The organism is Delftia deserti, assembly GCF_042653485.1.
GTDB lineage: Bacteria > Pseudomonadota > Gammaproteobacteria > Burkholderiales > Burkholderiaceae_C > Comamonas > Comamonas acidovorans.
The window spans coordinates 3,024,039-3,046,636 of the sequence record NZ_JBHSIH010000001.1; the positions used below are offsets into that span (position 1 = coordinate 3,024,039).

Below are 22,598 nucleotides of genomic sequence, written 5' to 3' on the forward strand. Positions count from 1 at the left end.
ATGATGCTGCACATTCCCAACGTGCTCACGCGCGAGCAGGTCATCGCCATCCGCGCGGCCATCGATGCGGCCGGCTGGGTGGATGGCCGTGCCACGGCGGGCAGCCAGGGCGCGCAGGTCAAGCGCAACCGCCAGCTGCCCGAGAACTCACCCGTGGCGCTGGAGCAGGGACGCATCATCGAGCAGGCATTGGCGGCCAATGCGCTGTACTTCAGTGCCGCCCTGCCCGCGCGCACCATGGCGCCGCTGTTCAACCGCTATGCGGACAGCGAAACCTATGGCCTGCACGTGGACGGCGCGGCGCGGCGCCTGGCCGGAGCACAGCAGTGGATGCGCACCGATGTCTCCAGCACCCTGTTTCTCACCGACCCCGGGGACTACGACGGCGGCGAGCTGGTCGTGGTGGACACCTACGGCACGCACGAGGTCAAGCTGCCGGCCGGCGACCTCATCCTCTACCCCTCCACCAGCCTGCACCGCGTGGAGCCCGTCACCCGGGGCGAGCGGGTGAGTTCCTTTTTCTGGGCGCAGAGCATGGTGCGAGACGACGCGCAGCGCGCCATGCTGTTCGAGATGGACCAGACCATCCAGCGCCTGCGCGAGAAACTGGGTGAGACCGACGAGACGCTGACGCTTGCCGGCCAATACCACAACCTTCTGCGCATGTGGGCGGAAACCTGAGGGACAGGCTCAGGGCTTGTGCTTTTCTGCGCAGCCGATCAGGTGGTTGTAGCTGCTGGACATGCACTGGTACATGGCCTTGGAGCGGCCCGTGGAGGCCTGGCAGTCGGCCACCGTGGCATGGGTGCGCGCCTCTCGGAACTTGCCGGCGGTTGCATCGAACTGCGCCTGGGTGATGTAGCCGCCCTTGACGTTCTTCTGCCCGTTCTCGACCATGGTGTCCACCTGGCTGCGGATGTTGTCCACGGCGGCGGCGCAGTTCAGCGGCACCTCCTTGGAATCGACCTTGCTCAGGCCCTTGGCCACGCCGTCCACCATCTCGCGCACCTGCCTGGGCAGTTTCTTCGTACCGTCGGGATTGCGTTCTTCGCCGAAACGGCCCGAACCCGCGCCCGAGCTGCCATTGGGCGACACCTTGATCTGGTCCGCATCGGCCTGGTCGGTGGGCAACTGCGATCCGTAATGCGTTCGCCCTTGCGCGTCCACCCATTTGTAGACCGGCTGCGCTGCCACCGTGCACGCCCATGCCAGGCCCAGCGCGGTCCAGGCCGCGCGGCTCCATGTTGTTGTCATTCTCGAAACCCCTGCGGTATGCGGAGCCGCAGCATGTGGCCCCGCTTGTCAGTAACCAAGTGTAGCGGCGCCAGGCGCCGCCGCACCCCGCAGGAATGTCAAGCGCGGCTCAGGGCAGGTCCTTGCTGGGGTCGGGCGTGGCGGCGTCGCGCGGGCCGATGGTGCCCAGGCGGCTCTTGAGCGACTGGGGCTGGCCCGTGATCAGCGCCGCGTAGTTGGTGGTGTTGGACAGCACCTTCTTCACGTAGTCGCGCGTCTCGGTGAAGGGCACGTTCTCGGCCCAGATGGCGGCGTCGAGCACCGGGCCGTTGCGCCAATTGCGCGGGCGGCCGGGACCTGCGTTGTAGCCGGCCGCAGCCAGCGCCATGGAACCGTCGAAATCGTCCAGCGCCAGCTTCAGATAGGCGGTGCCGATGGTGATGTTCACATCGCGGTCATTGATCATGGACGGGGAAAAGTCCGTCATGCCGATCTTGCGCGCCGTCCAGCGGGCCGTGGCCGGCATGACCTGCATCAGGCCCGAGGCGCCCACGCCCGAGCGGGCATCCATGATGAAGCGGCTTTCCTGGCGGATCAGGCCATAGACGTAGGCCGGGTCCAGGCCGATGGAGCGCGAGCGCGCCAGCACCGTGTCGTGGAAGGGCATGGGAAAGCGCTGGCTCCAGTCGGCAAAGCTGCGGGTGCGCTCGCTGGTGTTGATGCAGCGGTCCCAGACCTGCTGCTGGCAGGCCAGGTCCGCGGCGGCCAGCAGTTCGCGGTCGTTCATGCCGCCGGCTTGATGCAGGTTGGTGGCGTAGTTCCATTCGCGCACGCCTTCGCTGCGCAGGCCGTTCTGGATGGCGTACAGACCGCGCACCAGGCTGGGGTTGGCGCGGGCGGCGGCCTTCTCGGGTGCCGTGGGCGGCGCCGGCTGGGGGGGTGCCGTCACGCGCTGGCCGATGTCCTCCAGCGCCAATTGCTCGTAGAAGCTGCCGGGGCCGGCCATGTCCTCCAGCAGCTGGCGCGCCTCGGAGCGTTCCTGCTCGCTCGGACGGCCGGACAGCAGGGCGCGCGCCTTCCAGTAGGTCCATGTGTGCTCGGTGCGCTCGGGCCCCATGGCGTCGATGGCACGGCGCACCGTGCGCCAGTCGCCGGCGCGCAGCGCGGCGCGCACCTTCCAGCCCAGCAGTTCGTCGCTGAGGTCGCCGTCCTTGCGCACCTTGCCGAAATAAGTGGCCGCTTCGGGCTGCAGCTTGAGCGCGGCCTGCTTGCCGATCACGCCCCAGGCCCAGTTGTTCTCCTCGGCCGTCAGCCGGGCACCCCAGCCGCCTTCGAGCTGGGTGGCCGCCGCCGCCGGGTCGCTGGAGGCCATGCGGATCAGCGCCAGCAGCGCCAGCTCCTTGGGCACGGCGCCGCGCACACGCGTCTGCCCGGCCAGGTACTTGGCGGGCGAGGCAAAGACCTGCGCCACCTGGGGCAAGGCCTCGGGAGCGACGATGGCCACGGCATCGCGCGTGGCCTTCTGGCGATTGGCCTCGGCCGCCTGGCGCGCCTTGCGCCAGACTTCGGGTTCGCTGATCTGCTTGGCCGCGTACAGCTCGCCGGCGGCGTAGGTGCAGCCGTCGTCGGCGTCGCGCTGGGCCCACCACAGGTCGCGCACCTGCTGGCCCAGGTTGGCAGCAGGCTGGCCCTTGATGCTGTCGATCAGCAGGGCGTAGCAGCTGACGGAGCGGTCATCGCGCATGCGAAACGCACCATGCACCTGGTCGAACATGCCCCAGTCGCGGCGCTGCCCCAGCAGCAGCAGCCAGTCATTACGCAGCCGGTCTTCCTGGTAGGTGCCGGGCCAGCGCTTGAAAAACCCCAGGACCTCATCGGCACTGGCTTCATCCAGCCGGGCCTTGAGTTCCCAGTACGCGGCCCAAGGTTCGAGCACATGGCCACGCGCAGAAGGCAGCAGCTGCGTGAGCTTAGCCTTGTCGCCTTTGCGGAAGGCCTGCTGCATTTCCAGCAAGACATCGTCGCCACGGTTTTGCGCCAGCGCAGGCGTGGCTGCGGTGGTCCAGAGGGAAGCCGCCAAAAGCGGTGTCAAAATCTTCAGCCAGTGCATGGAGGAAATTATCTGATGGACAAAGCAGCCCTGCGCCGCAGCTTGATAGACCAGCGCCTCAATCTTCCCGACCGACTGCAGCGCGCCGACGCGCTGCAACAGGTCATGCGCTTTTGGCTGATCCAGCGGCCCGACACCGTGATCGGTGCCTATTGGCCGATCAAGGGAGAGTTCGATCCGCTGCCCGCGCTTCACCGCTGGAAGGAAGATGGCGAGCTACAGGGTACCCCACAAAGGCGTCGAATCGGACTGCCGGTGATTGACAAGCAGCGCAAGACACTCAGCTTTCACGCCTGGTACCCAGGTTGTCCCATGGAAGAGGATGCCTACGGCATCCCCAAGCCCAAGGACACCGAAACCCTGACCCCCACCCTGCTGTTCGTGCCCTGCGTGGGCTACGCGGCCGGCGGCTACCGCCTGGGCTATGGCGGGGGGTTCTACGACCGCACCCTGGCCGAACTGCAGCCCAAGCCCTTCACCGTGGGCCTGGGCTACGGCTGCGGCTATGTGGACGAGTTCGAGCCCGAGCCGCATGACCTGCCCCTGGACGCCATCCTGAATGACCACGGAGTCGTCTGGCCGGTGTAGAACAAGCACCCCCTGAGGCGCTGCGCGCCTTCCCCCTCTCTGCCCGCTTCGCGGGGGAGGGGGACGACACCCTCACTGCGGGGCGGCCCTTGCTCGGTGTCCCTCGCTTTTGGCCTCGCCGGTTTTTAGCGCTGTGCTTCTTTAGTTTGCTGTCTCGCGCTGCGCCTGCCATTGATGCCAGCCGCGGGCTCGCAGGTCGCAGGCGGGGCAGGTGCCGCAGCCGTAGCCCCAGTCGTGCAGCGTCTCGCGCGTGCCCTGGTAGCAGGTGTGGGTGTCGCGCCGGATGAGGTCCACCAGGGTGTCGCCACCCAGGTCGTGGGCCATTTGCCAGGTTTGGGCCTTGTCTATCCACATCAGCGGCGTTTCGATGCGCAGGCGCCGCTCCAGGCCCAGGTTCAGGGCGAGCTGCATGGCCTTCATGGTGTCGTCGCGGCAGTCGGGGTAGCCGGAGTAGTCGGTCTCGCAGACGCCGGTGACGATCACCGACAGGCCGCGCCGGTAGGCCAGCGCGCCGGCCAGGGTCAGGAACAGCAGGTTGCGGCCGGGCACGAAGGTGTTGGGCAGGCCGTCGGCCTGCATGGCGAAGGCCACGTCCTCGGTCAGGGAAGAGCCGCCGATCTGTTGCAGCACGTCCAGCGAGAGGACATGGTCATCGCCCAGGCGCGGAGCCCATTGGGGAAAGTCCCTGGCCAGCCGCTCGCGCACCTGCTGGCGCACCTGCATTTCCACGCTGTGGCGCTGGCCGTAGTCAAAACCCAGGGTCTCGACCCGCTCGTACAGCGACAGCGCCTGCGCCAGGCAGGTGGTCGAATCCTGGCCGCCGGAAAAAAGGACCAGCGCAGCCTTGTGGCGCGCCGCTGGCGCCTGGGGAGAAGAGCTATCGTTTTGCATGGCACGCATTAGAGCGCGCCCAGGCAGCGCCCGGCTCCTACATGGGTTTTCCTGCCATGCTTGCTAAGCTGGAGGGCCTATCGCGGAGGTTGCGGCCATGCTCACGCTCTATATCGGCAACAAGAATTATTCATCCTGGTCCATGCGCCCCTGGGTGCTGATGCGCCAGGCCGGCATTGCTTTCGAAGAGGTCATGCTGCGCTTTGACAGCTTCGAAGAGCAGTCCGCCTTCAAGCAGCGCGCCCGCGCGCTCTCGCCCTCGGGCCGCGTGCCCGTGCTCATGGATGAAGGCATGGCCATCTGGGACAGCCTGGCCATCTGCGAGTACCTGGCCGAGAAATTTCCTGAAAAGCACCTGTGGCCCACGCTGGCGCTGAACCGCGCCCGCGCGCGCAGCCTCTGCGCCGAGATGCACAGCGGCTTCGGCGCCCTGCGCTCGCTGTGCCCGATGAACATCGAGGCCCAGCTGCCCGAGGTCGGCGCGCGGCTATGGGCAGAGAACACCGCACTGCGCGACGATGTGCAGCACCTGTCCGAGCTGTGGCAACCGCTGCTGTCCACGGCCAGCGGCCCCATGCTGTACGACCAGTTCAGCATCGTCGATGCCTTCTTCGCCCCCGTGTGCATGCGCCTGGCGACCTATGAGCTGCCCGTGGCACCGGCCATCGACGCCTATGTGCGCCGCGTGCGCGCCCTGCCGGGCGTGCAGGACTGGGTGCAGGGCGCACTGGCGGAGCATGATTTCCGGCCGTTCGAGGAGCCGTACCGCACGGCTGCGGCGAGCTGAGTGCCGCCTGTCTGCCGCCTGTCAGAACGGCTCGGCCAGCAGATGCACCAGGCTGTGCACGCCGTCGAAGCAGTTGCCCAGGCCGTACCATTGCGGGATGAGCGAATTTCAGGTGTACATGGTGGGCGGCGCGGTGCGCGACCGCCTTCTTGGGCGGGCCGTGCATGACCGCGACTGGGTCGTGGTCGGCGCCACGCCCGAGCAGATGGCCGAGCGCGGCTTCATGCCCGTGGGACGGGACTTCCCCGTCTTCCTGCATCCCGAAACCCATGAGGAGTACGCCCTGGCGCGCACCGAGCGCAAGAGCGGGCCGGGCTATCGCGGCTTCGTCGTCCAGGCGGCGCCCGACGTCACGCTGGAGCAGGACCTGGCCCGGCGCGACCTGACCATCAACGCCATGGCCGCCCCGCCGGACTGGGATGGCAACGGCGCCATCGACGACCCCTACGGCGGCCAGGCCGACCTGCAGGCCCGGGTGCTGCGCCATGTGACCGACGCCTTTCGCGAAGACCCGGTGCGCATCCTGCGCGTGGCGCGCTTTGCGGCACGGTTCCACGAATTCACTGTGGCACCGGAAACCATGGCCCTGATGCAAGAGATGGTGGCCGCCGGCGAGGTGGATGCCTTGGTGCCCGAACGCGTCTGGCAGGAGATCAGCCGGGGCCTGATGGAGCGCCAGCCCTCGCGCATGTTCGAGCTGCTGCGCGAATGCGGTGCGCTGGCCGTGCTGCTGCCCGAGCTGGAGCGCCTGTGGGGCGTGCCCCAGCGTGCCGAATACCACCCCGAGGTCGATACCGGCGTGCACGCCATGATGGTGCTGGACATGGCCGCGCAGCTGGACACCCCGCTGCCCGTGCGCTACGCCTGCCTGGTGCACGACCTGGGCAAGGGCACGACACCGGCCGATGTGCTGCCGCGCCACATAGGACACGAGCACCGCAGCGCCCGCCTGGCCGAAAAGGTGGGCGAGCGGCTGCGCGTGCCCACCGACTGCCGCGAACTGGGCGACGTGGTGGCGCGCGAGCACGGCAACATCCATCGCAGCGGCGAGCTCAACGGCGCCGCCATCGTGCGCCTGCTGGAGCGCTGCGACGCCATCCGCAAGCCCGCGCGTTTCGAACAAGCCCTGGCGGCCTGTGAATGCGACGCGCGGGGGCGCCTGGGTTTCGAGGACCGGCCCTACCCCCAGCGCGCCCGCCTGCGCGATGCGCTGGCTGCCGCGCTGTCCATCTCCACCTCGGACATCGCGGCCCAGGCCGCCGCGCGCGGAAAACAGGGCAAGGCCATAGGCGAGGCAGTGCAGGCAGCGCGCGCCCAGGCCGTGGCCGATTGGCTGGCGCAGGCGGCCTGACGCAAAGACCGCCACACACGGGGATCAGGCTCGCGCCACGGGCAGGACCAGTCGCAGGCACACGGGCTGCTCGCCTCCTGCCGTCAACAAGGCCACGTTGCCGCCCAGCCGCTCGGCGATGCGCCGCACCAGGTAAAGCCCCAGCCCGGCGCCGGGCCGGTGTTGGGCGTTGCGGCCACGGTAATACCTTTCGAACAACTGGTCCTGGTCTGCCTGGGCAATGGGCTCGGAGGGATTCGAGACCTGGATCTCCAGACCCTCGCCCTGCCTGGTCACGTCCAGGCGCACCGATTCGCCCTCGGGCGTGTGGCGGTCTGCATTGGCCAGCAGATTGCGCAGCGCGATGCGCAGCAGGCCGGCATCGGTGATCAATTGCTGCGTGCCCCCGCCCAGGTGGCAGACGATGCGGCCGGGCGCAAAGTCCAGGCACAAGCCATCCACCAGCGCATGCAGGTCGCAGGGCTGCAGGCGTGGCTCGGCATGGGGCTGGGGTTCGGCCATGCGGTCGTCGGCCAGGCAGTCGTCCACCAGCGCCAGCAGGCGCTGGGCGGCTTCGCGGATGTTGCGGCTGCGTGCCAGCGTCTTGTCGGGCGGTGCCGCCAGATTGCGCGCCAGTTGCTGCGCACTGGTCAGGATGATGGCCAGCGGTGTGCGCAGTTCGTGCGAGACCATGGCGACAAAGTCGCGCTGCTCCTGGCGGACCCTGCGTTCCAGCACCAGCGCCTCGCTGAGTTCACTCTCGCGCAACTGGCGCTGCACAAGCTCGGCCTCCAGCAGCACCTGCTCCCGCTCTCGGACGCGGCGCCGGTGCTCGTATCCGCCGATGATCCAGCCGCTGAGCAGCAGCATGTGCGCCATGGTGCCCAGCGCGGACGCATGCGTGGACACCAGCGCGGTCAGCGCGTTCATGGGCAGCCAGCCCAGGTTGCGCAGGAAAGAGATCAGCACACCGGCATAGAAGATGCCGAACGCCAGCATGAAAAACCGTGCCGGAGCATGGCCGCGCCGCCACAGCCAAAGGGCGAGCGCGAGAAAGCCCAGGGCCAGCGGCAGGGTCATGGCCTGCACCGGGACCATGCCCGCCGAGTAGTGCCCCGACACCACCAACAGCATGCAGCACAGGCTGAACAGCCACAGCAGCGGCGCCATCTGGCGCACCAGCCGCGGATACAGCGACGCCAGATCCAGCTGCCTGCAGGCCAGTTGCATGGAGATCGCCAAAGCGGCGGCAATGCCGCATCCCAGCAGGCGGTCGCTCCAGAACCCCGGCAGGCCCGTCAACTGCTGCACCAGCCCCAGCGATACCACCTCATTGAGCACGCAGACGCTGAGATAGGCCAGGAACAGGCCGCTCAAGGGAGCCCGCGTGCCCAGCCAGAACACCAGCTGCACGCCGATCAACAGCAGGTACAGCCCGAAATACAGGCCGAACGACAGGGCCTCGCGCCGCGTGTGGTTGTCGAACGCCAGTCGCTGCCACAGATCGATGCGGGTGACGAGCGCGTTGCGCGCGCGCAGGCGCACCAGCAACTCGTACGCCCCTGCGGCAGGGGGCTCGAACTGGAATGCCGGACTGCGGTAGTCCACCGGCCAGGCGTGGCGCGGCACTTCCTCGCCGCTGCGCCCCAGCAGCTGCCAGGGGCCACCGGATCTGCGCACGTGGACCTCCACCTCGTCCAGCAGGGCATTGCCCAGCAGCAGCATCCAGCTGCCGGGCTGCTCCACCTGCAGCGGCATGCGCAGCCAGACCGCCGCCTGCGTGAAACTGGCGTTCAGGTGCCCGGGCAGCGGCTGCCATCCGGGGGCGGCGTCGGCCTGCCCGGCGTCGAGCAGGCCAGCGGCGTCATCGAGCCGCTGCCACCGACCGGCTGTCTCCAGCATGGGCACATCGGGGTTCAGCAGGAGCGCCTGGGCCTGGGTCAGCAGCGGACACAGCAGCCAGGCCAGCAGCAGGAGGGTTGCACGGTAATATCGCATCGGAGGTCCACCACAGGGCCGCCAGCGTACACCAGCCTCCCGGCCCCGCCGCCCAGCCCCCTTCCCCCATGCTTGATGTGATCCTGCTCGAAGACGAGCCCGTGCTGCGCCATGAACTGGGTGAATTCCTGGAGGGCCTGGGCTACGCGCCGCAATGCGTCGCCAGCCTGCAGGAGTTCGACCGCCACTTCGACGCCCGTCGCCACCGCCTGGCCATCATCGACATCGGCCTGCCCGATGGCAGCGGCCTGGCCCTGATCCAGCGCCTGCGCCAGCAGGGCCAGCAACTGGGCATCATCGTGTTCAGCGCGCACAACACCAGCTCCAACCGTATCGACGGCCTGGAAAACGGAGCCGACCACTACCTGGGCAAAGGCTGTGATCTTGACGAACTGGAGGCCACGCTGGCCGCGCTGGTGCGCCGCCTGGGCCTGCAGCAGCGCCAGGCGCGCTGGCTGTTGCAGCTGGGTCCGAGCCGCCTGCTGCCCCCATCGGCCCCGCCGATCGCGCTCTCCCAGCAGGATCTGCTGGTGCTGCACTGCCTCATGGGCCAGGCAGGCACCGAGGTGAGCCGCCGAAGGATCGTGCAGGCCCTGGGCGGCGACTACCTGGTCTACGACCAGCGCCGCCTGGACACCCAGATGCGCCGGCTGCGCCGCAAGGTGGAGGAGGCCTGCGGCCAGCAGCTACCCGTCAAGACGCTGCGCAACAGCGGCTATTGCTTCTACCAGCCGGGCGAAGTGCAGGCCTGAGGGCAGGCCTGAAGGCGCGCGGCCTTGCGGGCTCGCAGACAAATCAGACGACCGAACGCACCCACCGCACGATCTCGCCGGCTGGCAGGGCGCCGGAGACACGGGCGATCTCGCGTCCTTCCTTGAACACCACCATGGTCGGGATGCTGCGGATGTTGTAGGGCGCGGCAGCCTGGGGATGCGCTTCGGTATCGAGCTTGGCCAGTTGCACGCCGGGCGCCAGCGCCTGCGCCGCCTGCTCGAAGGCCGGCGCCATCATGCGGCAGGGGCCGCACCAGGGCGCCCAGAAATCGACCACCACCGGCACCTGGCTGCGCCCCACATGCCTGGCAAAGCCTTGTGCATCCAGCGCCACGGGCTGGCCGGTGACCAGCGGCTGGTGGCAGCTGCCGCAGTCAGGCGCGCTGCCGAGCTGGTCGGCCGCAATGCGGTTGGTGGTGTGGCAATGGGGGCAGACGAAATGCAGCTTGTCGGACATGGGCGGCCTCTTGTTCGGAAGTCATGGGGCAATGCCTGCATATACGGGCGACGCGCCCGTGCTTCAAGCCATGCTCAGACCAGCTTGGCGATCAGGGCGGCAATCACGCTGAGCAACACGGTGCTGGCAATGGGCAGGAAGATCACGCGGCCGAACAGGCGAAAGCGGAAATCGCCCGGCAGGCGGCCCAGACCTATGCGCTCCAGCCAGGCGTGCAGCCCATTGAACAGCAGCAGGGCCAGGAAGATGACGAGGAGCCAGCGGATCATGGCGCCGAGTGTACGGCGGCGGCGCGTCATGGGCAGGACATATGAACGTCCTACATTGGGAAAGTCCCGTGGCGGGAGGCTTCGGGACCATTCGCGACAAGCCCCCTTCTTCCATGGCTCCATGCCGCAACAAGACGACCCCACCATGCAATACACATCCAGGCGCCTTCTTCTCGCCATCCTGCCTGCCGCCCTGCTGGCTGGCTGCGCCAGCGCTCCGGCCCCCACCACGGCAGCCGCAGCGTCGGGCGCCATCGACAACAGCGCCCTGCAGCGCGGCGATTTCCGCGCCCACCAGGCCACCTATGGCCTGGTCTACCGCCTGCCGGCCGATGCCACGGCCATCATGGACAGCCAGGTCACGCCCGTGGTGCACGAGCAGTTGCTGCGCCTGAAGCTGGTGGCCGAGGCCAACACCTTCAACCTGCCCCATGTCACCGTGGTGCATATCCACAGCGCCGACCCGTCCACACCGCGCAAGATGCTGGCCGCCTTGCCGGCATTGCCGCCCGTGCTGCAGGACGTGCACCTGAAGAATTTCTACACCACCGAGGCCGCCAAGGGCGCCGGCAAGCCGTGGTGGCTGGACCTGGGCATCGTCAAGTCCGGCCCGGCCTACGAGGCCATGATGGACTTCAACACCCGCGCCACCGCCGCCATGGCGCCGCTGCGCGACGGCCCGCTGCCGCGCGTGACGGGGCCCGTCTATGCCCGCATGAACGATTCGGCCAAGGCCATGGTGCAAAGCGTGGGCGTCAGCGGCATCAACCAGGTGCAGGCCGGCAAGGAGGTGCGCAGCCACAATCCGCACAACACCCTGGTCTACAGCGAAGCCGCCTTCACGCCCGAGATCGAGCGCGCCATGGGCGAGACGGCCGCGCGCCTGAACCGCATCCTGCCCGGCGGCTTCACGACCACGTTCGAGAACCTGTCCATCGTGGAGCTGGGTTTCTCGGGCAACGTCACGCGCGAGATCTACCGCATCAACCTCAAGGACCAGACGGCCTACGAGGTGAGCAACGGCCGCAGCGTCCAGCGCTGAGGCCGGGGAGGGGCTCTGGCCGACGGCTACAGCCGGTGCGTGCGGTCGCCGCGCACAAAGCCCATGGCGTCCCAGGGCTCCACGCCCTTGGCCAGGCCGATGACCTTGAACAGCTCGCCCATCTCGTGCTCCATCATCAGCTTGGTGGCCATGGCGCGCGGCCCCTGGGCCAGCGCGTCAAGCTTGGGCCCCAGGCCGCAGTTGATGAGGAAGTGGGCCTGCGAGGTATAGCCCAGTACCTCGAAACCCGCCTCCTGCGCGGCCACGGCCGTGCCCGTGAAGTTCACGTGGGCCGTGATGTCCTTGAGGCCGACCTCGGCCAGCGGGTCGTCGTCCACCTTGTGCAGGCGGTGGCAGACCAGGGTGCCCATGTGGCGCTGCGGGTGGAAGTACTCGGACTCGCCGAAGCCGTAGTCGATGAAGAAGGCAGCGCCGCGCGCCATGCGCTCGCCCAGCGTGCGGATGAAGGCCTCGCCCTGCAGATGGATCTCGGTCAGGTAGTCGTGCTCGCCCTCGATCTCCATGGGCGGGCGCAGCGGCGTGGGCCGGTCTTCCCAGCCCAGGCTGCCGTCCGGCTGCAGCACCACGCCGCGCTCGTGCCAGACACCTGCCTTGCGCACCAGCAGCTGCACGGGCATGGCGTCCAGCACCTCGTTGCCGATGACCACGCCTTCGAGCCGATCGGGCAGGGCATCGGCCCAGTGCACCAGTCCTTCGTACTTCACCAGCCTGAGCTGCTGGCGCGCGCGCAGCGTGCCCGACAGATCGACGATGGTGTAGCGGTCCGGCCGCACGCCCAGCGCGGCCAGCTCGTCCAGCACCTGCAGCGCCAGCGCGCCCGTGCCGGCACCGAATTCCCAGACTTCGCGGGTATGCGTGCGCTGCAGCGCCTCGGCCACCTGGGCGGCCAGCAGTTGGCCGAAGACCGGGGACATCTCGGGCGCGGTCACGAAATCGCTGCCCGACGATGGCATCAGCCCGAACTTGGCGGTGTCGTTGGCGTAGTAGCCCAGGCCCGGCTCGTACAGCGCCAGGGCCATGAAACGGTCGAAAGCCAGCCAGCCTCCAGAGGACGCAATCTCTTGCGCAACACGGGATTGCAGGGCGGCCGTTAAAATTGAGGGTTCTGTCGTCACGATCCGTACATTGTCCTCGAATGTCCACACCTGCCCGAACACGCACCGTTTTGGTGACCGGCGCGGCCCGCCGCCTGGGGCGCGACATCGCGCTCGCGCTTGCCAGCGCCGGCTGGCAAGTGGCCGTGCACTACCGCGACTCGCACGACGAGGCGCTGGAGACGGCCTCCGCCTGCGCTGAACTGGCCGGCGACAGCGCCGCCCTGGATGCCGATTTCTTCAACGAGGACTCGGTGCGCTCCCTGGTGCCGCGCGCCGTGGCGCACTTCGGCCACCTGGATGCCGTGGTCAACAACGCCTCGCTGTTCGAGCATGACGATGCCGGCAGCTTCAGCTACGTGGCACTGGAAGCCCACCTGCGCAGCAACACCGGCGCGCCCATCCTGCTGGCCCAGGCGCTGCATGCCCATATCGAGGACCGCGTGGCGGCCGGCGAGGAGCATGCCAGCGGCGCCGTGATCAACATGCTGGACCAGAAGCTCTGGAACCAGAACCCCGATTTCCTCAGCTACACGCTGTCCAAGGCGGCTCTCGAGGCCGCCGGCACCATGCTGGCGCTGGCGCTGGCCCCGCGCGTGCGCGTCGTCGGCGTGGCCCCCGGCCTGACGCTGACCAGCCACATGCTGAGCCAGGAACGCTTCGAGTCGCTGCACCGCCTCAGCCCGCTGGGCCGCTCGTCCAGCGCGGCCGACGTGGCCGCCACCGTGTGCTTTGCGCTGGACAACCAGTCCATCACCGGCACCACCTTGCTGGTCGATGGCGGCCAGCACCTGCAGCGCTTCGAGCGCGACTTTTCCATGATGTAGGCGCCTGCGCGCGCCACCCCAAACACTCCACGGCTTTTCCCCATGCACTCCGCCACCGGACAACAGATCCTGACGCTCACGGGTTTGCGCTTCGACGCCAACCTGGGCATCCTCGCCCACGAAAAACAGATGCCCCAGCCCATCCAGGTCGATGCCGAGCTGAGCCTGGGCTCCCAACCGCTGGCGCCGCGCGACGACGACATCCTGCATGTGCTGGACTACCGCAAGGTGCGCCAGATCATCATCGACGAGTGCACGGCCGAGCATGTGAACCTGCTGGAGAGCCTGATCGGCAAGCTGGCCCAGCGCCTGATGCAGCTGCCCGGCGTGCTGGGCGTGCGCGTGAAGATCGCCAAGCTGGAAATCTTTGAAGACTGCGAAGTGGCCATTCGCATAGAAACCGGACAATGGTGAACCCCATGAATGCAGTGACCGACAACCCCTGGCTGGCCGAAGAGGCCGCCGCCGAAGCCCCCGCCGACACCACAGGCAGCAACCGCATCAAGATCGAGCGCGAGCAGGTCAAGCTGGAAAAGCGCCTGTGCCGCGAGGTGGGCCGCGCCATCACCGACTTCAACATGATCGAGGAAGGCGACAAGATCATGGTCTGCATGTCGGGCGGCAAGGACAGCTACACGATGCTGGACGTGCTGCGCAAGCTGCAAAAGCGCGCGCCCGTCAAATTCGAGCTGGTGGCCGTGAACCTCGACCAGAAGCAGCCCGGCTTCCCCGACCATGTGCTGCCCGAGTACTTCAAGAGCATCGGCGTGGACTACCACATCGAAACGCAGGACACCTACAGCGTGGTCAAGCGCGTGGTGCCCGAGGGCAAGACCACCTGCGGCCTGTGCTCGCGCCTGCGCCGCGCCATCCTGTACAAGGTGGCCGACGAGCTGGGCTGCACCAAGGTGGCCCTGGGCCACCACCGCGACGACATCGTGCAGACGCTGATGCTCAACATGTTCTACGGCGGCCGCATGAAGGGCATGCCCCCGAAGCTGGTCTCGGACGACGGCAAGCATGTGGTGATCCGCCCGCTGTGCTACGTGCCCGAGAAGGACACCGTCCGCTGGGCCCAGTACCAGAACTTCCCCATCATCCCCTGCAATCTCTGCGGCAGCCAGGACGGCCTGCAGCGCGTGGCCGTGGGCGAGCTGCTGCGAGAGTGGGACAAGAAATTCCCGGGCCGCGTGGAAAGCATGTTCCGCGCCATGGGCCACATCGTGACCACGCACATGATGGACCCCGAGCTGCACGACTTCAAGAACGCCAAGGCCACCGGCATTGCCGACCCCAACGGCGACATGGCCTTCGACCATGAAGAGATGCCTGTCTCCGCATCGCTGCCCGGCCTGCAGGTGGTACAACTGTCGTCCTGACGGCTGAACCTATAACAATCGCCCCACTCCAACCAAGGCCCGTGCAAACGGGCCTTTTTTCGACGAAGGAGTACACCATGAAGCTGCGCTGCATCCATGTCCTGGCCATCGTGGCCACGGCCTTGCTCACGGGCTGCGCCAGCGTGCGCGAAGTCCAGAGCACCGTCCAGAGCTATTCCACGCTGGGCGCCCTGCCCGCGCCGCCCACCTATCGGCTGGAAGTGCTGCCCTCGCAACGCGAGGCGCAGACGCACTTCGCGGCCATCGAATCCCAGGCCCAGCAGGCCTTGGGCCGCGTGGGCCTGCAGCGCGACGACTCCCGGGCCAGCCTGATCGTGCAGATCGGCGCCGACGCCCGCTACGCGCGCGACTACGCCGCCTGGCCCTACTACGACCGCTGGGGCGGCCCGCGCTGGGGCTGGGGCCTGGGCTACGGGCGCGGCTGGGGCATGGGCTTTGGCGGCAGCTTCATGTTCGACGGCCCGCCGCTGGAGTACTACCGCGCCGTCAGCATCGTGATGCGCAACGCCACCACGCAGCAGATCGTCTACGAGACCTCGGCCCAGCGCCAGGATGTGTGGACCGACGACCCGGCCATCTTCGGCATCCTGTTCGACGCCGCGCTCACCGGCTTCCCCAACCCGCCCAAGGGCTCGCGCGTGGTGCGCACCACCATCGGTCCGGTGCAGCAGGGTGGCGCGCCGGCGCAGCAGCCGGCCCAGGCGGCGCCTGCCGCGCAGGCAGCACCGGCCACGCCAGCACCCGCCCGGTAAGCCATCGCGCACCCAAAGCAAAGGCCTGCATACGCAGGCCTTTTTTGCATGGTGATGGCGCTTGAAGCAGTGCCTCAGTGCACATGCTCCATATCAGGCACGGCCGCCATCAGCGCGCGCGTGTACGCATGCTGCGGCGCATCGAGCACGGCGCCGGCCTCGCCGGCCTCGACCAGGCGGCCGCGCTGCATGACGCCGATGTCGTCGCACATGTGGCGGATCACGGCCAGGTTGTGGCTGATCAGCAGATAGGTCAGGCCGAACTCCTCCTGCAGGTCGCGCATGAGGTTGAGCACCTGGGCCTGGACCGAGACGTCCAGCGCCGAGGTGGGCTCGTCGCAGATGATGAATTCGGGCCGGCTGGCCAGGGCGCGCGCGATGGCGATGCGCTGGCGCTGCCCGCCCGAGAACTGGTGCGGGTACTTGCGCGCATCGTCGGGCTTCATGCGCACGCGGCGCAGCGCCTCCTGCACGCGCTCGGCCGTCTCGTCCTTGCCGGCCGTCAGGGCCAGCACCTGCAGGGGCTCGGCAATCAGCTCCTGCACGGTCCAGCGCGGGTTCAGGCTGGCATACGGGTCCTGGAAGATCATCTGGAAGCGCCGGCGCATGGCCACGGTCTGCGCGGCCGGGCTCCACTTGTCCACGCCATCGAACAGCACGGTGCCGCTGGTGGGCGGCGTCAGCCCCGCCACCATGCGCGCCACCGTGGATTTTCCCGAACCGGACTCACCGACCAGGCCGAAGGTGGAGCCCCTGCGAATGGAGAAGCCGACGCCGTCCACGGCCTTGAGGATCTTTTTTTCCTCGCGCGCCAGCAGCCGGGCCAGCCAGCCGCTGGACAGGTTGAACTCCTTGCACAGATCCCTGACTTCCAGCAGGGCAGCCGCGGGCTCCTGCGCACCGGCCCTGGGCTGCCAGGGCACGGCGGGCGCGGCCGGGCCGCCGCCCACCTCGGGCACGGGCAGGCGCTGCACGCGGTGGTGCACGCTGGGAATGGCGCCCATCAGCACCTGGGTGTAGGGCTGCTGCGGCGCGTCCAGCACCTGGCGCACGGGGCCGGTTTCCAGCACGCGGCCCTGGTACATGACCATGACGCGGTCGGCCGTCTCGGCGATGACGCCCATGTCGTGGGTGATCAGCATGGCGGCCGCGCCGCGCTCCTTGCACACGCGGCGCAGCAGGGCAATGATCTGCGCCTGCACGGACACGTCCAGCGCCGTGGTGGGCTCGTCGGCAATGATGAGCTCGGGCTCGGCGCACAGCGCCAGGGCGATGGCCACGCGCTGGCGCATGCCGCCCGAGAACTGGTGCGGATACTGGGCCATGCGCTCGCGCGCCTGCGGGATCTCCACCTCTTCGAGCAGGGCCAGCGCGCGCGCCTCTGCCTCCTTCTCGGAGACAGGCAGATGGGTGCGGATGGTCTCCACCAGGTGCCGGCCCACGGTGTAGACCGGGTTCAGGCTGGTCAGCGGGTCCTGGAAGATGGAGCCTATGCGCCGGCCGCGTATGCGCCGCAGGTCCTCGCCGCGCAGCGTGTCGATGCGCTCGCCGCGCAGCTGCACCGTGCCGGCCGAGATGCGGCCCGGCGGCTCGATCAGGCCGATCACGGCGGCGCCAGTCATGGACTTGCCCGCGCCCGACTCTCCCACCACGCCCAGGATCTCGCCGGGCGCGATGTCGAAGCTCACATCGTCCAGCACCTGCACGGGGCCCTTGTAGGTGTCGAAGGTGACGGACAGGCCGCGAACGCTCAGCACCGGGGGCTGTGCAGGGGGCTGCCCGGATTCTTGTGTCGTGCTCATTGCAGCTTGGGGTTCAGTGCGTCGCGCAGCCAGTCGCCGACGAGGTTGACGGACAGCGCCAGCGCCAGCAGCACCAGCGAGGGGAACAGCAATATCCACCACTCGCCCGAGAACAGGAAGCCCTGGCCGATGCGGATCAGCGTGCCCAGCGAAGGCTGGGTGGGCGGCAGGCCCACGCCCAGGTAGGACAGCGTGGACTCGGCCACGATGGCATGCGCGAAGCTGATGGTGGCGATGACCAGGATGGGCGCCAGCAGGTTGGGCAGGATGTGGCGCACCAGGATGGCCACGCGGCTGCGGCCTATGAGCTGGGCGGCCAGCACGTAGTCCTTGTGCTTTTCCACCATCACCGCGCCACGCACGGTGCGCGCGTACTGCACCCAGTCGGACAGGCCGATGGCCACGATGATCACGAAGACCGCCATGTCGTCGCGGTAGCCCTCGGGCAGCAGGCCGCGGGCGATGCCGAAGACCAGCAGCGCCACCAGGATCACGGGAAAGGTCAGCTGCACATCGGCGATGCGCATCATCAGCGTGTCGAACCAGCCGCCCGCATAGCCGCAGACCAGGCCCAGGGGCACGCCGATCAGCAGGGACAGCCCCACGGCCGACACGCCCACCAGCACCGACATGCGCAGCCCGTAGAGGATGGCGCTCCACACATCGCGGCCCTGGTCGTCCGAGCCCAGCGCGTACAGCGTGCCGCTGGTGCCCGCCTGGCCCGGCGGCGTGAAGGCATCCATCAGGTCCAGATTGGCCGGATCGAAGGGGTTCTGCCAGGCCAGCCAGGGCGACAGCAGCGTGGCCGCCACGATCAGCGCCAGCACCAGCGCCGCCGCCTGCACCAGGCGCGAGCGCGCAAAGGCGCGCTTGACCGGCGAGTCGCTGGCGCGCCAGCCCGTGGGAGGGATTGCTTGTTTGGCGGAATCGGTCATCGGTTTCTCAAGCGGGGGTCCACGATCACGTACAGGAAATCGACGAGCAGGTTGATGCCCACGTACAGCAGCGCGATGAACATCAGGTAGGCGGCGATCAGCGGCACGTCCACGCCCTGGATGGAGGAGATGAACAGCAGGCCCACGCCGGGCCACTGGAACACGGTCTCGGTGACGATGGCAAAGGCGATCAGCGAGCCGATCTGCAGGCCCGCGATGGTGATCACGGGAATCAGGGTATTGCGCAGCGCATGGCCGAAGTACAGGTCGCGCTCGCGCAGCCCGCGCGCGCGGCCGAAGCGCATGTAGTCGGCGCGCAGCACCTCCAGCATCTCGGCGCGCACCAGGCGCATGATCAGCGTCATGTTGTAGAAGCCCAGCGTGATGGCCGGCAGGATCAGCGCCGACCAGCCCGAAGCCGTCAGCAGCCCGGTCTCCCAGCCGCCCAGCTTCACCGTCTCGCCGCGCCCGAAGGACGGCAGCCAGCGCAGCTCCACGGCAAACAGGTAGATCAGGGCGATGCCGATCAGGAAGGTGGGCAGGGACACGCCCACCAGCGACACCGTCATGATCGAGCGGCTCAGCCAGCCCTCTCGCCGTATGGCCGTGTACACGCCCAGCGCCACGCCGATGACCAGGGCGAACAGCGCCGCCGTCATCGCCAGCTCCAGCGTGGCGGGCAGGCGCTCGGCAATGATCTCGGTCACGGGGCGCTTGAGCCGGTAGGAGATGCCCAGGTCGCCCTGCAGCACCTTGCCCACGTAGCCCAGGTACTGCAGGGGCACGGGCTTGTTGAAGCCCAGGCTTTCCGTCAGCGCCTCGCGCTCGGCAACCGTCGCGTCCTCGCCCAGCAGGCTGATCGTGGGATCGCCGATATGGCGGAACACCATGAACGAGACAAAGGAAACGGCCAGCAGGACCAGGGCGGACTGGCCCAGCCGGCGCAGCAGATGGACCAGCATCGGTGCTTACTTCTTCTCGAACTTGACGAACTTGAAGTGCAGCGCGTTGTCCGGGTGCACGGGCACATTGATCCGGGGCACGGACGCGAAGTGGATCACCTGGTCATGCAGCGCGATGTAGAAGCGCTCCTTTTGCACCGTCTCCCAGATGCTCTTGATGGTGGCATCACGCCTGGCCTTGTCGCTCTCCGAGGACAGGGACAGGATCTTGGCATCCACATCGGCATTGCTGTAGTGCGTCGCGTTCTGCGCGCCACGGCTGTCCTTGCCGCGCGTGTGCACCAGGAAGTCGAAGATGTAGGCCGAGTCATAGGTGGGCACGCCCCAGCCGTACAGGTAGAAGTCGCTGTCCGCCTTGGTGAGCGAGACGCTGTGCATGGCGATCGGCCGGGCCGAGACTTCGGTCTTGATGCCGATGCGGCCCAGGAAGCCGGCCACCGCCGTGGCAATGGCCTCGTCGTTCACATAGCGGTCATTGGGCGTGTTCAACGTGATGGTGAAGCCGTTGGGGTAGCCCGCCTCGGCCAGCAGCTGCTTGGCCTTGGCGGCATCCGCCTTGGGATAGGCCGCAAAGGCCTTGTCGTAGCCATTGACGAACGACGGCGCGATCACGCCCGTGGGAATCGACAGGCCGCGCATCACCGAGCGCTTGATCGCATCGCGGTCGATGGCCAGCTCGATGGCCTGGCGCACCTTGGGATCGGCCAGCGGATTCTTGCCCTTGACGTTGCTGCTCTTGAGCTCGGCCGCGCCCACGTTCAGGCCCAGGAAGATGGAGCGGTTCTCGGGGCCTTCATTGATGCGCAGGCGCTTGTCCTGCTTGAGGCGCGCCACGTCCTGCGCGGGAATGTCCTGGGCGAAGTCCACCTCGCCCGACAGCAGGGCCGCCACGCGCGTGGCCGGCGACTTGATGGGCAGGTAGACCAGCTCGGTCACCTGCAGCGGGAACTGGCCCTTGCCCCAGTAGTCGGGATTGAGCTTCATCACCGTCTTCGAATCGACCTCGCGGCTGGCCAGCACATAGGCGCCCGTGCCGTTGGCCGCGCGCGTGGCGCCGTTCTCGGTCTTGCTGGCCGTGTCCTGCGTGGTCTCGGCGCCGTTGGCCTTGGACCACTTCTCGCTCATGATGAAGAGATTGGTCAGGTTGTCGGGGAAGATCAGGTTCGGACCCTTGGTCTTCACCTGCACCGTGAGATCGTCCACGGCCCTGGCCTCCTCCATCGAGGACAGCAGGGACTTGACCTGGGCGTTCTCGCCCTTGGCGCGGTTCAGCGAGAAGACCACGTCGCGCGCCGTGAACGGCGTGCCGTCATGGAACTTGACGTTGGGGCGCAGCTTGAACTCCCAGACCGACGGGTCGGAGGTCATCTTCCACGAAGTGGCCAGCGTGGGCACCAGCTTGCCGTCGGCCGAGCGGATGACCAGGGTTTCGTAGATCTGGTGCAGCAGCACGAAATTGGTACCCACGTTGAAGGCATGCGGGTCCAGCGAAGTCGGATCGGAGCCGCGCGCCCAGCGCACGGTCTCGGCCTGGGCCAGCGTGGCCGAGGTCAACAGGCCTGCGGCCAGCAAAGAACTGCCCAGAATCTTCATGATCATTTGTCTGCTCCCCTGTGGATGATTGGAAAGGCGGCGGTCATGCGACGCAGCAGCCGGACGCCGCAAGAAGCGGGCCATATGGGTGCGCCCCACTGTAAATAACTTTTACAGCTTGTTTGATTGATTTTTATACTTAAAAGCCATTTCCAAATAACAAAGTGCGCCATGGGCGCCGCCGCCCCTGGCGTGCGGCCATCATGGAGAGGCTGCCGGCTTTGGCAGCTAGTGAAAACGCGAAAGGCCGCCCCGGCCCATCCACGGCAGACCGCGCCCAGGCCGGCTGGCAAAGGTTTGCAATCGGGCACAGGCCTGCGCCGCACGGCGTGCTAATTTCAGGCCCTGTATCGAGCCTGCGGGTTTCCCCGCGTAAAGGAAGCATCATGAAGACATCCATTGCCAGCGCACTGCTGTGCGCACTGCTGGGCCTGGGCGCCCTGCCTGCCCAGGCGTCGGGCCTGGGCGATTCGCTGCGCCAGGCCTCCGGGCTGGGCGGTGACAAGGCGGCCAGCAGCGAAGGCGCCGGCTCCGGCCTCGGCGGCATGCTGGGCGCGGGGGCAGGCGGTGCGGGTGCGCTGTCCGCCCTGGGCCTGAGCCCCTCGGCCACGGCCGGCAATGCGGCAGGCGTCATCTCCTACTGCATGAAGAACAACTACCTCAATGCCGACAAGGCGGCCCAGGTCAAGGACCAGTTGCTGGGCAAGCTGGGCATGCAAAAGCAGGAAGAGCCCAAGGACACGGGATTCCAGAACGGCCTGGGCGGCCTGGTCACCGGCTCCAACGGCAAGAGCTTCAGCATCGACAAGCTCAAGGGCGACCTCAAGGAAAAGGCCTGCGACTTCGTGCTGGACAACGCTAAATCGCTGATCTGACCCCCTGAGCGGCTGCGCCGCTTCCCCCTTCTCGCTTCGCGGAGGGGGACGACGCCTTCGGCTGGGCGCCCCCGCCGCGAGGCGGCTCTTGATCGGCGTCCCTGAGTCGGGCCGCGCCAGTTTCAACGGTGGCGCGCGATGCAGGCTTGCCTGGCTTGCGGGACAATGCCTGCTCCTTTTTGCAGCACCCCACGCCAGCCCCTCATGCAAGCCACGCGCATCATTGCCATCCGCCACGGAGAAACCGCCTGGAATGTGGACGCCCGCATCCAGGGCCATCTGGACATTCCTCTGAACGACATGGGACTTTGGCAGGCCGCCCAGGCCGGCAAGGCCCTGGCGGGCGAGCCGGTGGCCGCCATCTACAGCAGCGACCTGCTGCGTGCCTATGTCACGGCCGAGGCCGTGGCCGCAAGCACGGGGGCGGCGCTGACGGCCGACAAGGGCCTGCGCGAGCGCTGCTTCGGCAGCTTCGAGGGCCAGACCTTCAACGATATCGAGGCGTCCCACCCGGAAGACGCGCTGCGCTGGCGCAAGCGCGATCCCGGGTTCGTGCCTGCAGGCGGCGGCGAGTCGCTGCTGATGCTGCGCGACCGCATCTCGGCCACGGTGGACCGGCTGGCCAGTGGCCATCCCGGCGAGCAGATCGTGATCGTGGCGCATGGCGGCGTGATGGATGTGCTCTACCGCCTGGCCACGCACCAGGAAGTCCAGGCGCCGCGCACCTGGGCGCTGGGCAATGCGGCCATCAACCGCCTGCTGTGGACGCCCCAGGGCCTGGGCCTGGTCGGCTGGGGCGATGTGCAGCACCTGGAAGGCGGTGCGCGCGACGAGGTCTTCAGCTGAACGCCCGCGCTGC

Annotated in this window: 23 protein-coding genes; 12 read left to right on the forward strand and 11 right to left on the reverse strand. The window is 67.9% G+C overall.

Going from position 1 to position 22,598, the window contains the following annotated elements:
* Positions 1-681 (forward strand): Fe2+-dependent dioxygenase, encoded by a 681-nt coding sequence (locus ACFPFG_RS14710; protein ID WP_197953451.1) that lies wholly within the window; start codon positions 1-3, stop codon positions 679-681.
* 9 nt (positions 682-690) lie between these two features.
* Here ACFPFG_RS14710 and ACFPFG_RS14715 read toward each other — a convergent pair whose 3' ends face one another.
* Complete coding sequence (locus ACFPFG_RS14715; RefSeq protein ID WP_183020128.1) at positions 691-1,254, reverse strand: DUF4124 domain-containing protein; 564 nt, start codon at positions 1,252-1,254, stop codon at positions 691-693.
* Positions 1,255-1,363: 109 nt separating this feature from the next.
* Complete coding sequence (locus ACFPFG_RS14720) at positions 1,364-3,343, reverse strand: lytic transglycosylase domain-containing protein (RefSeq protein ID WP_197953453.1); 1,980 nt, start codon at positions 3,341-3,343, stop codon at positions 1,364-1,366.
* A 15-nt stretch (positions 3,344-3,358) separates the two neighbouring features.
* On the opposite strand from ACFPFG_RS14720, the gene ACFPFG_RS14725 reads away from it, so the two are divergent.
* The gene (locus ACFPFG_RS14725; protein ID WP_012203191.1) at positions 3,359-3,931 is read left to right on the forward strand and encodes a 5-formyltetrahydrofolate cyclo-ligase; all 573 of its coding nucleotides are present in this window, start codon (positions 3,359-3,361) and stop codon (positions 3,929-3,931) included.
* A 141-nt stretch (positions 3,932-4,072) separates the two neighbouring features.
* On the opposite strand, the gene queC is transcribed toward ACFPFG_RS14725, so the two are convergent.
* Positions 4,073-4,822, reverse strand: a complete 750-nt coding sequence (queC, locus tag ACFPFG_RS14730; RefSeq protein ID WP_183020126.1) for a 7-cyano-7-deazaguanine synthase QueC — start codon at positions 4,820-4,822, stop codon at positions 4,073-4,075.
* Between the two features lie 97 nt (positions 4,823-4,919).
* Between queC and ACFPFG_RS14735 the strand changes: the two genes are divergently transcribed.
* The gene (locus ACFPFG_RS14735; protein ID WP_183020125.1) at positions 4,920-5,609 is read left to right on the forward strand and encodes a glutathione S-transferase family protein; all 690 of its coding nucleotides are present in this window, start codon (positions 4,920-4,922) and stop codon (positions 5,607-5,609) included.
* A 97-nt stretch (positions 5,610-5,706) separates the two neighbouring features.
* Complete coding sequence (locus ACFPFG_RS14740; RefSeq protein WP_197953462.1) at positions 5,707-6,960, forward strand: multifunctional CCA addition/repair protein; 1,254 nt, start codon at positions 5,707-5,709, stop codon at positions 6,958-6,960.
* A gap of 24 nt (positions 6,961-6,984) precedes the next feature.
* Here ACFPFG_RS14740 and ACFPFG_RS14745 read toward each other — a convergent pair whose 3' ends face one another.
* Positions 6,985-8,937 carry a sensor histidine kinase gene (locus ACFPFG_RS14745; RefSeq protein ID WP_197953467.1) on the reverse strand — a complete coding sequence of 651 codons (1,953 nt, stop codon included), beginning with the start codon at positions 8,935-8,937 and terminating at the stop codon, positions 6,985-6,987.
* Between the two features lie 68 nt (positions 8,938-9,005).
* Here ACFPFG_RS14745 and ACFPFG_RS14750 point away from each other — a divergent pair, with 68 nt between their 5' ends.
* The gene (locus tag ACFPFG_RS14750) at positions 9,006-9,689 is read left to right on the forward strand and encodes a response regulator transcription factor (protein WP_183020122.1); all 684 of its coding nucleotides are present in this window, start codon (positions 9,006-9,008) and stop codon (positions 9,687-9,689) included.
* A gap of 43 nt (positions 9,690-9,732) precedes the next feature.
* Here ACFPFG_RS14750 and trxC read toward each other — a convergent pair whose 3' ends face one another.
* Both trxC and ACFPFG_RS14760 read right to left on the reverse strand, forming a co-directional pair.
* Positions 9,733-10,167, reverse strand: coding sequence for a thioredoxin TrxC (trxC, locus tag ACFPFG_RS14755; protein WP_183020121.1), 435 nt, complete (start codon positions 10,165-10,167; stop codon positions 9,733-9,735).
* Between the two features lie 74 nt (positions 10,168-10,241).
* On the reverse strand, positions 10,242-10,436 hold the full coding sequence (locus tag ACFPFG_RS14760; protein WP_012203183.1) for a DUF2905 domain-containing protein: 195 nt from the start codon (positions 10,434-10,436) through the stop codon (positions 10,242-10,244).
* 145 nt (positions 10,437-10,581) lie between these two features.
* On the opposite strand from ACFPFG_RS14760, the gene ACFPFG_RS14765 reads away from it, so the two are divergent.
* On the forward strand, positions 10,582-11,478 hold the full coding sequence (locus tag ACFPFG_RS14765; RefSeq protein WP_197953471.1) for a hypothetical protein: 897 nt from the start codon (positions 10,582-10,584) through the stop codon (positions 11,476-11,478).
* 26 nt (positions 11,479-11,504) lie between these two features.
* On the opposite strand, the gene ACFPFG_RS14770 is transcribed toward ACFPFG_RS14765, so the two are convergent.
* Complete coding sequence (locus ACFPFG_RS14770; RefSeq protein WP_183020119.1) at positions 11,505-12,518, reverse strand: class I SAM-dependent methyltransferase; 1,014 nt, start codon at positions 12,516-12,518, stop codon at positions 11,505-11,507.
* Positions 12,519-12,634: 116 nt separating this feature from the next.
* On the opposite strand from ACFPFG_RS14770, the gene ACFPFG_RS14775 reads away from it, so the two are divergent.
* The 4 genes from ACFPFG_RS14775 (at position 12,635) to ACFPFG_RS14790 (ending at position 15,572) form a co-directional block, all read left to right on the forward strand.
* Positions 12,635-13,420, forward strand: coding sequence for an SDR family oxidoreductase (locus tag ACFPFG_RS14775; RefSeq protein ID WP_183020118.1), 786 nt, complete (start codon positions 12,635-12,637; stop codon positions 13,418-13,420).
* A gap of 42 nt (positions 13,421-13,462) precedes the next feature.
* Positions 13,463-13,834 (forward strand): dihydroneopterin aldolase, encoded by a 372-nt coding sequence (locus ACFPFG_RS14780; protein ID WP_183020117.1) that lies wholly within the window; start codon positions 13,463-13,465, stop codon positions 13,832-13,834.
* 5 nt (positions 13,835-13,839) lie between these two features.
* On the forward strand, positions 13,840-14,799 hold the full coding sequence (gene ttcA, locus ACFPFG_RS14785; protein ID WP_380107185.1) for a tRNA 2-thiocytidine(32) synthetase TtcA: 960 nt from the start codon (positions 13,840-13,842) through the stop codon (positions 14,797-14,799).
* Positions 14,800-14,876: 77 nt separating this feature from the next.
* On the forward strand, positions 14,877-15,572 hold the full coding sequence (locus ACFPFG_RS14790; protein ID WP_197953487.1) for a DUF4136 domain-containing protein: 696 nt from the start codon (positions 14,877-14,879) through the stop codon (positions 15,570-15,572).
* A gap of 74 nt (positions 15,573-15,646) precedes the next feature.
* On the opposite strand, the gene ACFPFG_RS14795 is transcribed toward ACFPFG_RS14790, so the two are convergent.
* Genes ACFPFG_RS14795 through ACFPFG_RS14810 form a run of 4 tightly spaced genes read right to left on the reverse strand, consistent with a single transcriptional unit; the run spans position 15,647 to position 20,870 of the window.
* Entirely contained in the window at positions 15,647-17,374 is a 1,728-nt protein-coding gene (locus tag ACFPFG_RS14795) for a dipeptide ABC transporter ATP-binding protein (protein ID WP_183020114.1), read from the reverse strand.
* Complete coding sequence (locus ACFPFG_RS14800) at positions 17,371-18,309, reverse strand: ABC transporter permease (RefSeq protein WP_012203172.1); 939 nt, start codon at positions 18,307-18,309, stop codon at positions 17,371-17,373. The genes ACFPFG_RS14795 and ACFPFG_RS14800 overlap by 4 nt, the downstream gene beginning before the upstream one ends.
* Positions 18,306-19,271, reverse strand: coding sequence for an ABC transporter permease (locus tag ACFPFG_RS14805; RefSeq protein WP_012203171.1), 966 nt, complete (start codon positions 19,269-19,271; stop codon positions 18,306-18,308). The genes ACFPFG_RS14800 and ACFPFG_RS14805 overlap by 4 nt, the downstream gene beginning before the upstream one ends.
* Before the next feature lie 6 nt (positions 19,272-19,277).
* Positions 19,278-20,870: an ABC transporter substrate-binding protein gene (locus ACFPFG_RS14810; RefSeq protein WP_380107188.1), complete on the reverse strand. Its 1,593-nt coding sequence runs from the start codon at positions 20,868-20,870 to the stop codon at positions 19,278-19,280.
* Positions 20,871-21,250: 380 nt separating this feature from the next.
* Between ACFPFG_RS14810 and ACFPFG_RS14815 the strand changes: the two genes are divergently transcribed.
* Together ACFPFG_RS14815 and ACFPFG_RS14820 are read left to right on the forward strand one after the other, a co-directional pair.
* Positions 21,251-21,739 carry a YjjA family protein gene (locus ACFPFG_RS14815; RefSeq protein WP_183020112.1) on the forward strand — a complete coding sequence of 163 codons (489 nt, stop codon included), beginning with the start codon at positions 21,251-21,253 and terminating at the stop codon, positions 21,737-21,739.
* A gap of 204 nt (positions 21,740-21,943) precedes the next feature.
* Positions 21,944-22,585, forward strand: coding sequence for a histidine phosphatase family protein (locus ACFPFG_RS14820; RefSeq protein WP_183020111.1), 642 nt, complete (start codon positions 21,944-21,946; stop codon positions 22,583-22,585).
* Positions 22,586-22,598: the final 13 nt, after the last annotated feature.

Coding starts and splice junctions, on each gene's coding strand:
- ACFPFG_RS14710 (WP_197953451.1), top strand. CDS start 1: ATGATGCTGCACATTCCCAACGTGCTCACGCGCGAGCAGGTCATCGCC.
- ACFPFG_RS14715 (WP_183020128.1), bottom strand. CDS start 1,254: ATGACAACAACATGGAGCCGCGCGGCCTGGACCGCGCTGGGCCTGGCA.
- ACFPFG_RS14720 (WP_197953453.1), bottom strand. CDS start 3,343: ATGCACTGGCTGAAGATTTTGACACCGCTTTTGGCGGCTTCCCTCTGG.
- ACFPFG_RS14725 (WP_012203191.1), top strand. CDS start 3,359: ATGGACAAAGCAGCCCTGCGCCGCAGCTTGATAGACCAGCGCCTCAAT.
- queC (WP_183020126.1), bottom strand. CDS start 4,822: ATGCAAAACGATAGCTCTTCTCCCCAGGCGCCAGCGGCGCGCCACAAG.
- ACFPFG_RS14735 (WP_183020125.1), top strand. CDS start 4,920: ATGCTCACGCTCTATATCGGCAACAAGAATTATTCATCCTGGTCCATG.
- ACFPFG_RS14740 (WP_197953462.1), top strand. CDS start 5,707: ATGAGCGAATTTCAGGTGTACATGGTGGGCGGCGCGGTGCGCGACCGC.
- ACFPFG_RS14745 (WP_197953467.1), bottom strand. CDS start 8,937: ATGCGATATTACCGTGCAACCCTCCTGCTGCTGGCCTGGCTGCTGTGT.
- ACFPFG_RS14750 (WP_183020122.1), top strand. CDS start 9,006: ATGCTTGATGTGATCCTGCTCGAAGACGAGCCCGTGCTGCGCCATGAA.
- trxC (WP_183020121.1), bottom strand. CDS start 10,167: ATGTCCGACAAGCTGCATTTCGTCTGCCCCCATTGCCACACCACCAAC.
- ACFPFG_RS14760 (WP_012203183.1), bottom strand. CDS start 10,436: ATGATCCGCTGGCTCCTCGTCATCTTCCTGGCCCTGCTGCTGTTCAAT.
- ACFPFG_RS14765 (WP_197953471.1), top strand. CDS start 10,582: ATGCAATACACATCCAGGCGCCTTCTTCTCGCCATCCTGCCTGCCGCC.
- ACFPFG_RS14770 (WP_183020119.1), bottom strand. CDS start 12,518: ATGGCCCTGGCGCTGTACGAGCCGGGCCTGGGCTACTACGCCAACGAC.
- ACFPFG_RS14775 (WP_183020118.1), top strand. CDS start 12,635: ATGTCCACACCTGCCCGAACACGCACCGTTTTGGTGACCGGCGCGGCC.
- ACFPFG_RS14780 (WP_183020117.1), top strand. CDS start 13,463: ATGCACTCCGCCACCGGACAACAGATCCTGACGCTCACGGGTTTGCGC.
- ttcA (WP_380107185.1), top strand. CDS start 13,840: ATGAATGCAGTGACCGACAACCCCTGGCTGGCCGAAGAGGCCGCCGCC.
- ACFPFG_RS14790 (WP_197953487.1), top strand. CDS start 14,877: ATGAAGCTGCGCTGCATCCATGTCCTGGCCATCGTGGCCACGGCCTTG.
- ACFPFG_RS14795 (WP_183020114.1), bottom strand. CDS start 17,374: ATGAGCACGACACAAGAATCCGGGCAGCCCCCTGCACAGCCCCCGGTG.
- ACFPFG_RS14800 (WP_012203172.1), bottom strand. CDS start 18,309: ATGACCGATTCCGCCAAACAAGCAATCCCTCCCACGGGCTGGCGCGCC.
- ACFPFG_RS14805 (WP_012203171.1), bottom strand. CDS start 19,271: ATGCTGGTCCATCTGCTGCGCCGGCTGGGCCAGTCCGCCCTGGTCCTG.
- ACFPFG_RS14810 (WP_380107188.1), bottom strand. CDS start 20,870: ATGATCATGAAGATTCTGGGCAGTTCTTTGCTGGCCGCAGGCCTGTTG.
- ACFPFG_RS14815 (WP_183020112.1), top strand. CDS start 21,251: ATGAAGACATCCATTGCCAGCGCACTGCTGTGCGCACTGCTGGGCCTG.
- ACFPFG_RS14820 (WP_183020111.1), top strand. CDS start 21,944: ATGCAAGCCACGCGCATCATTGCCATCCGCCACGGAGAAACCGCCTGG.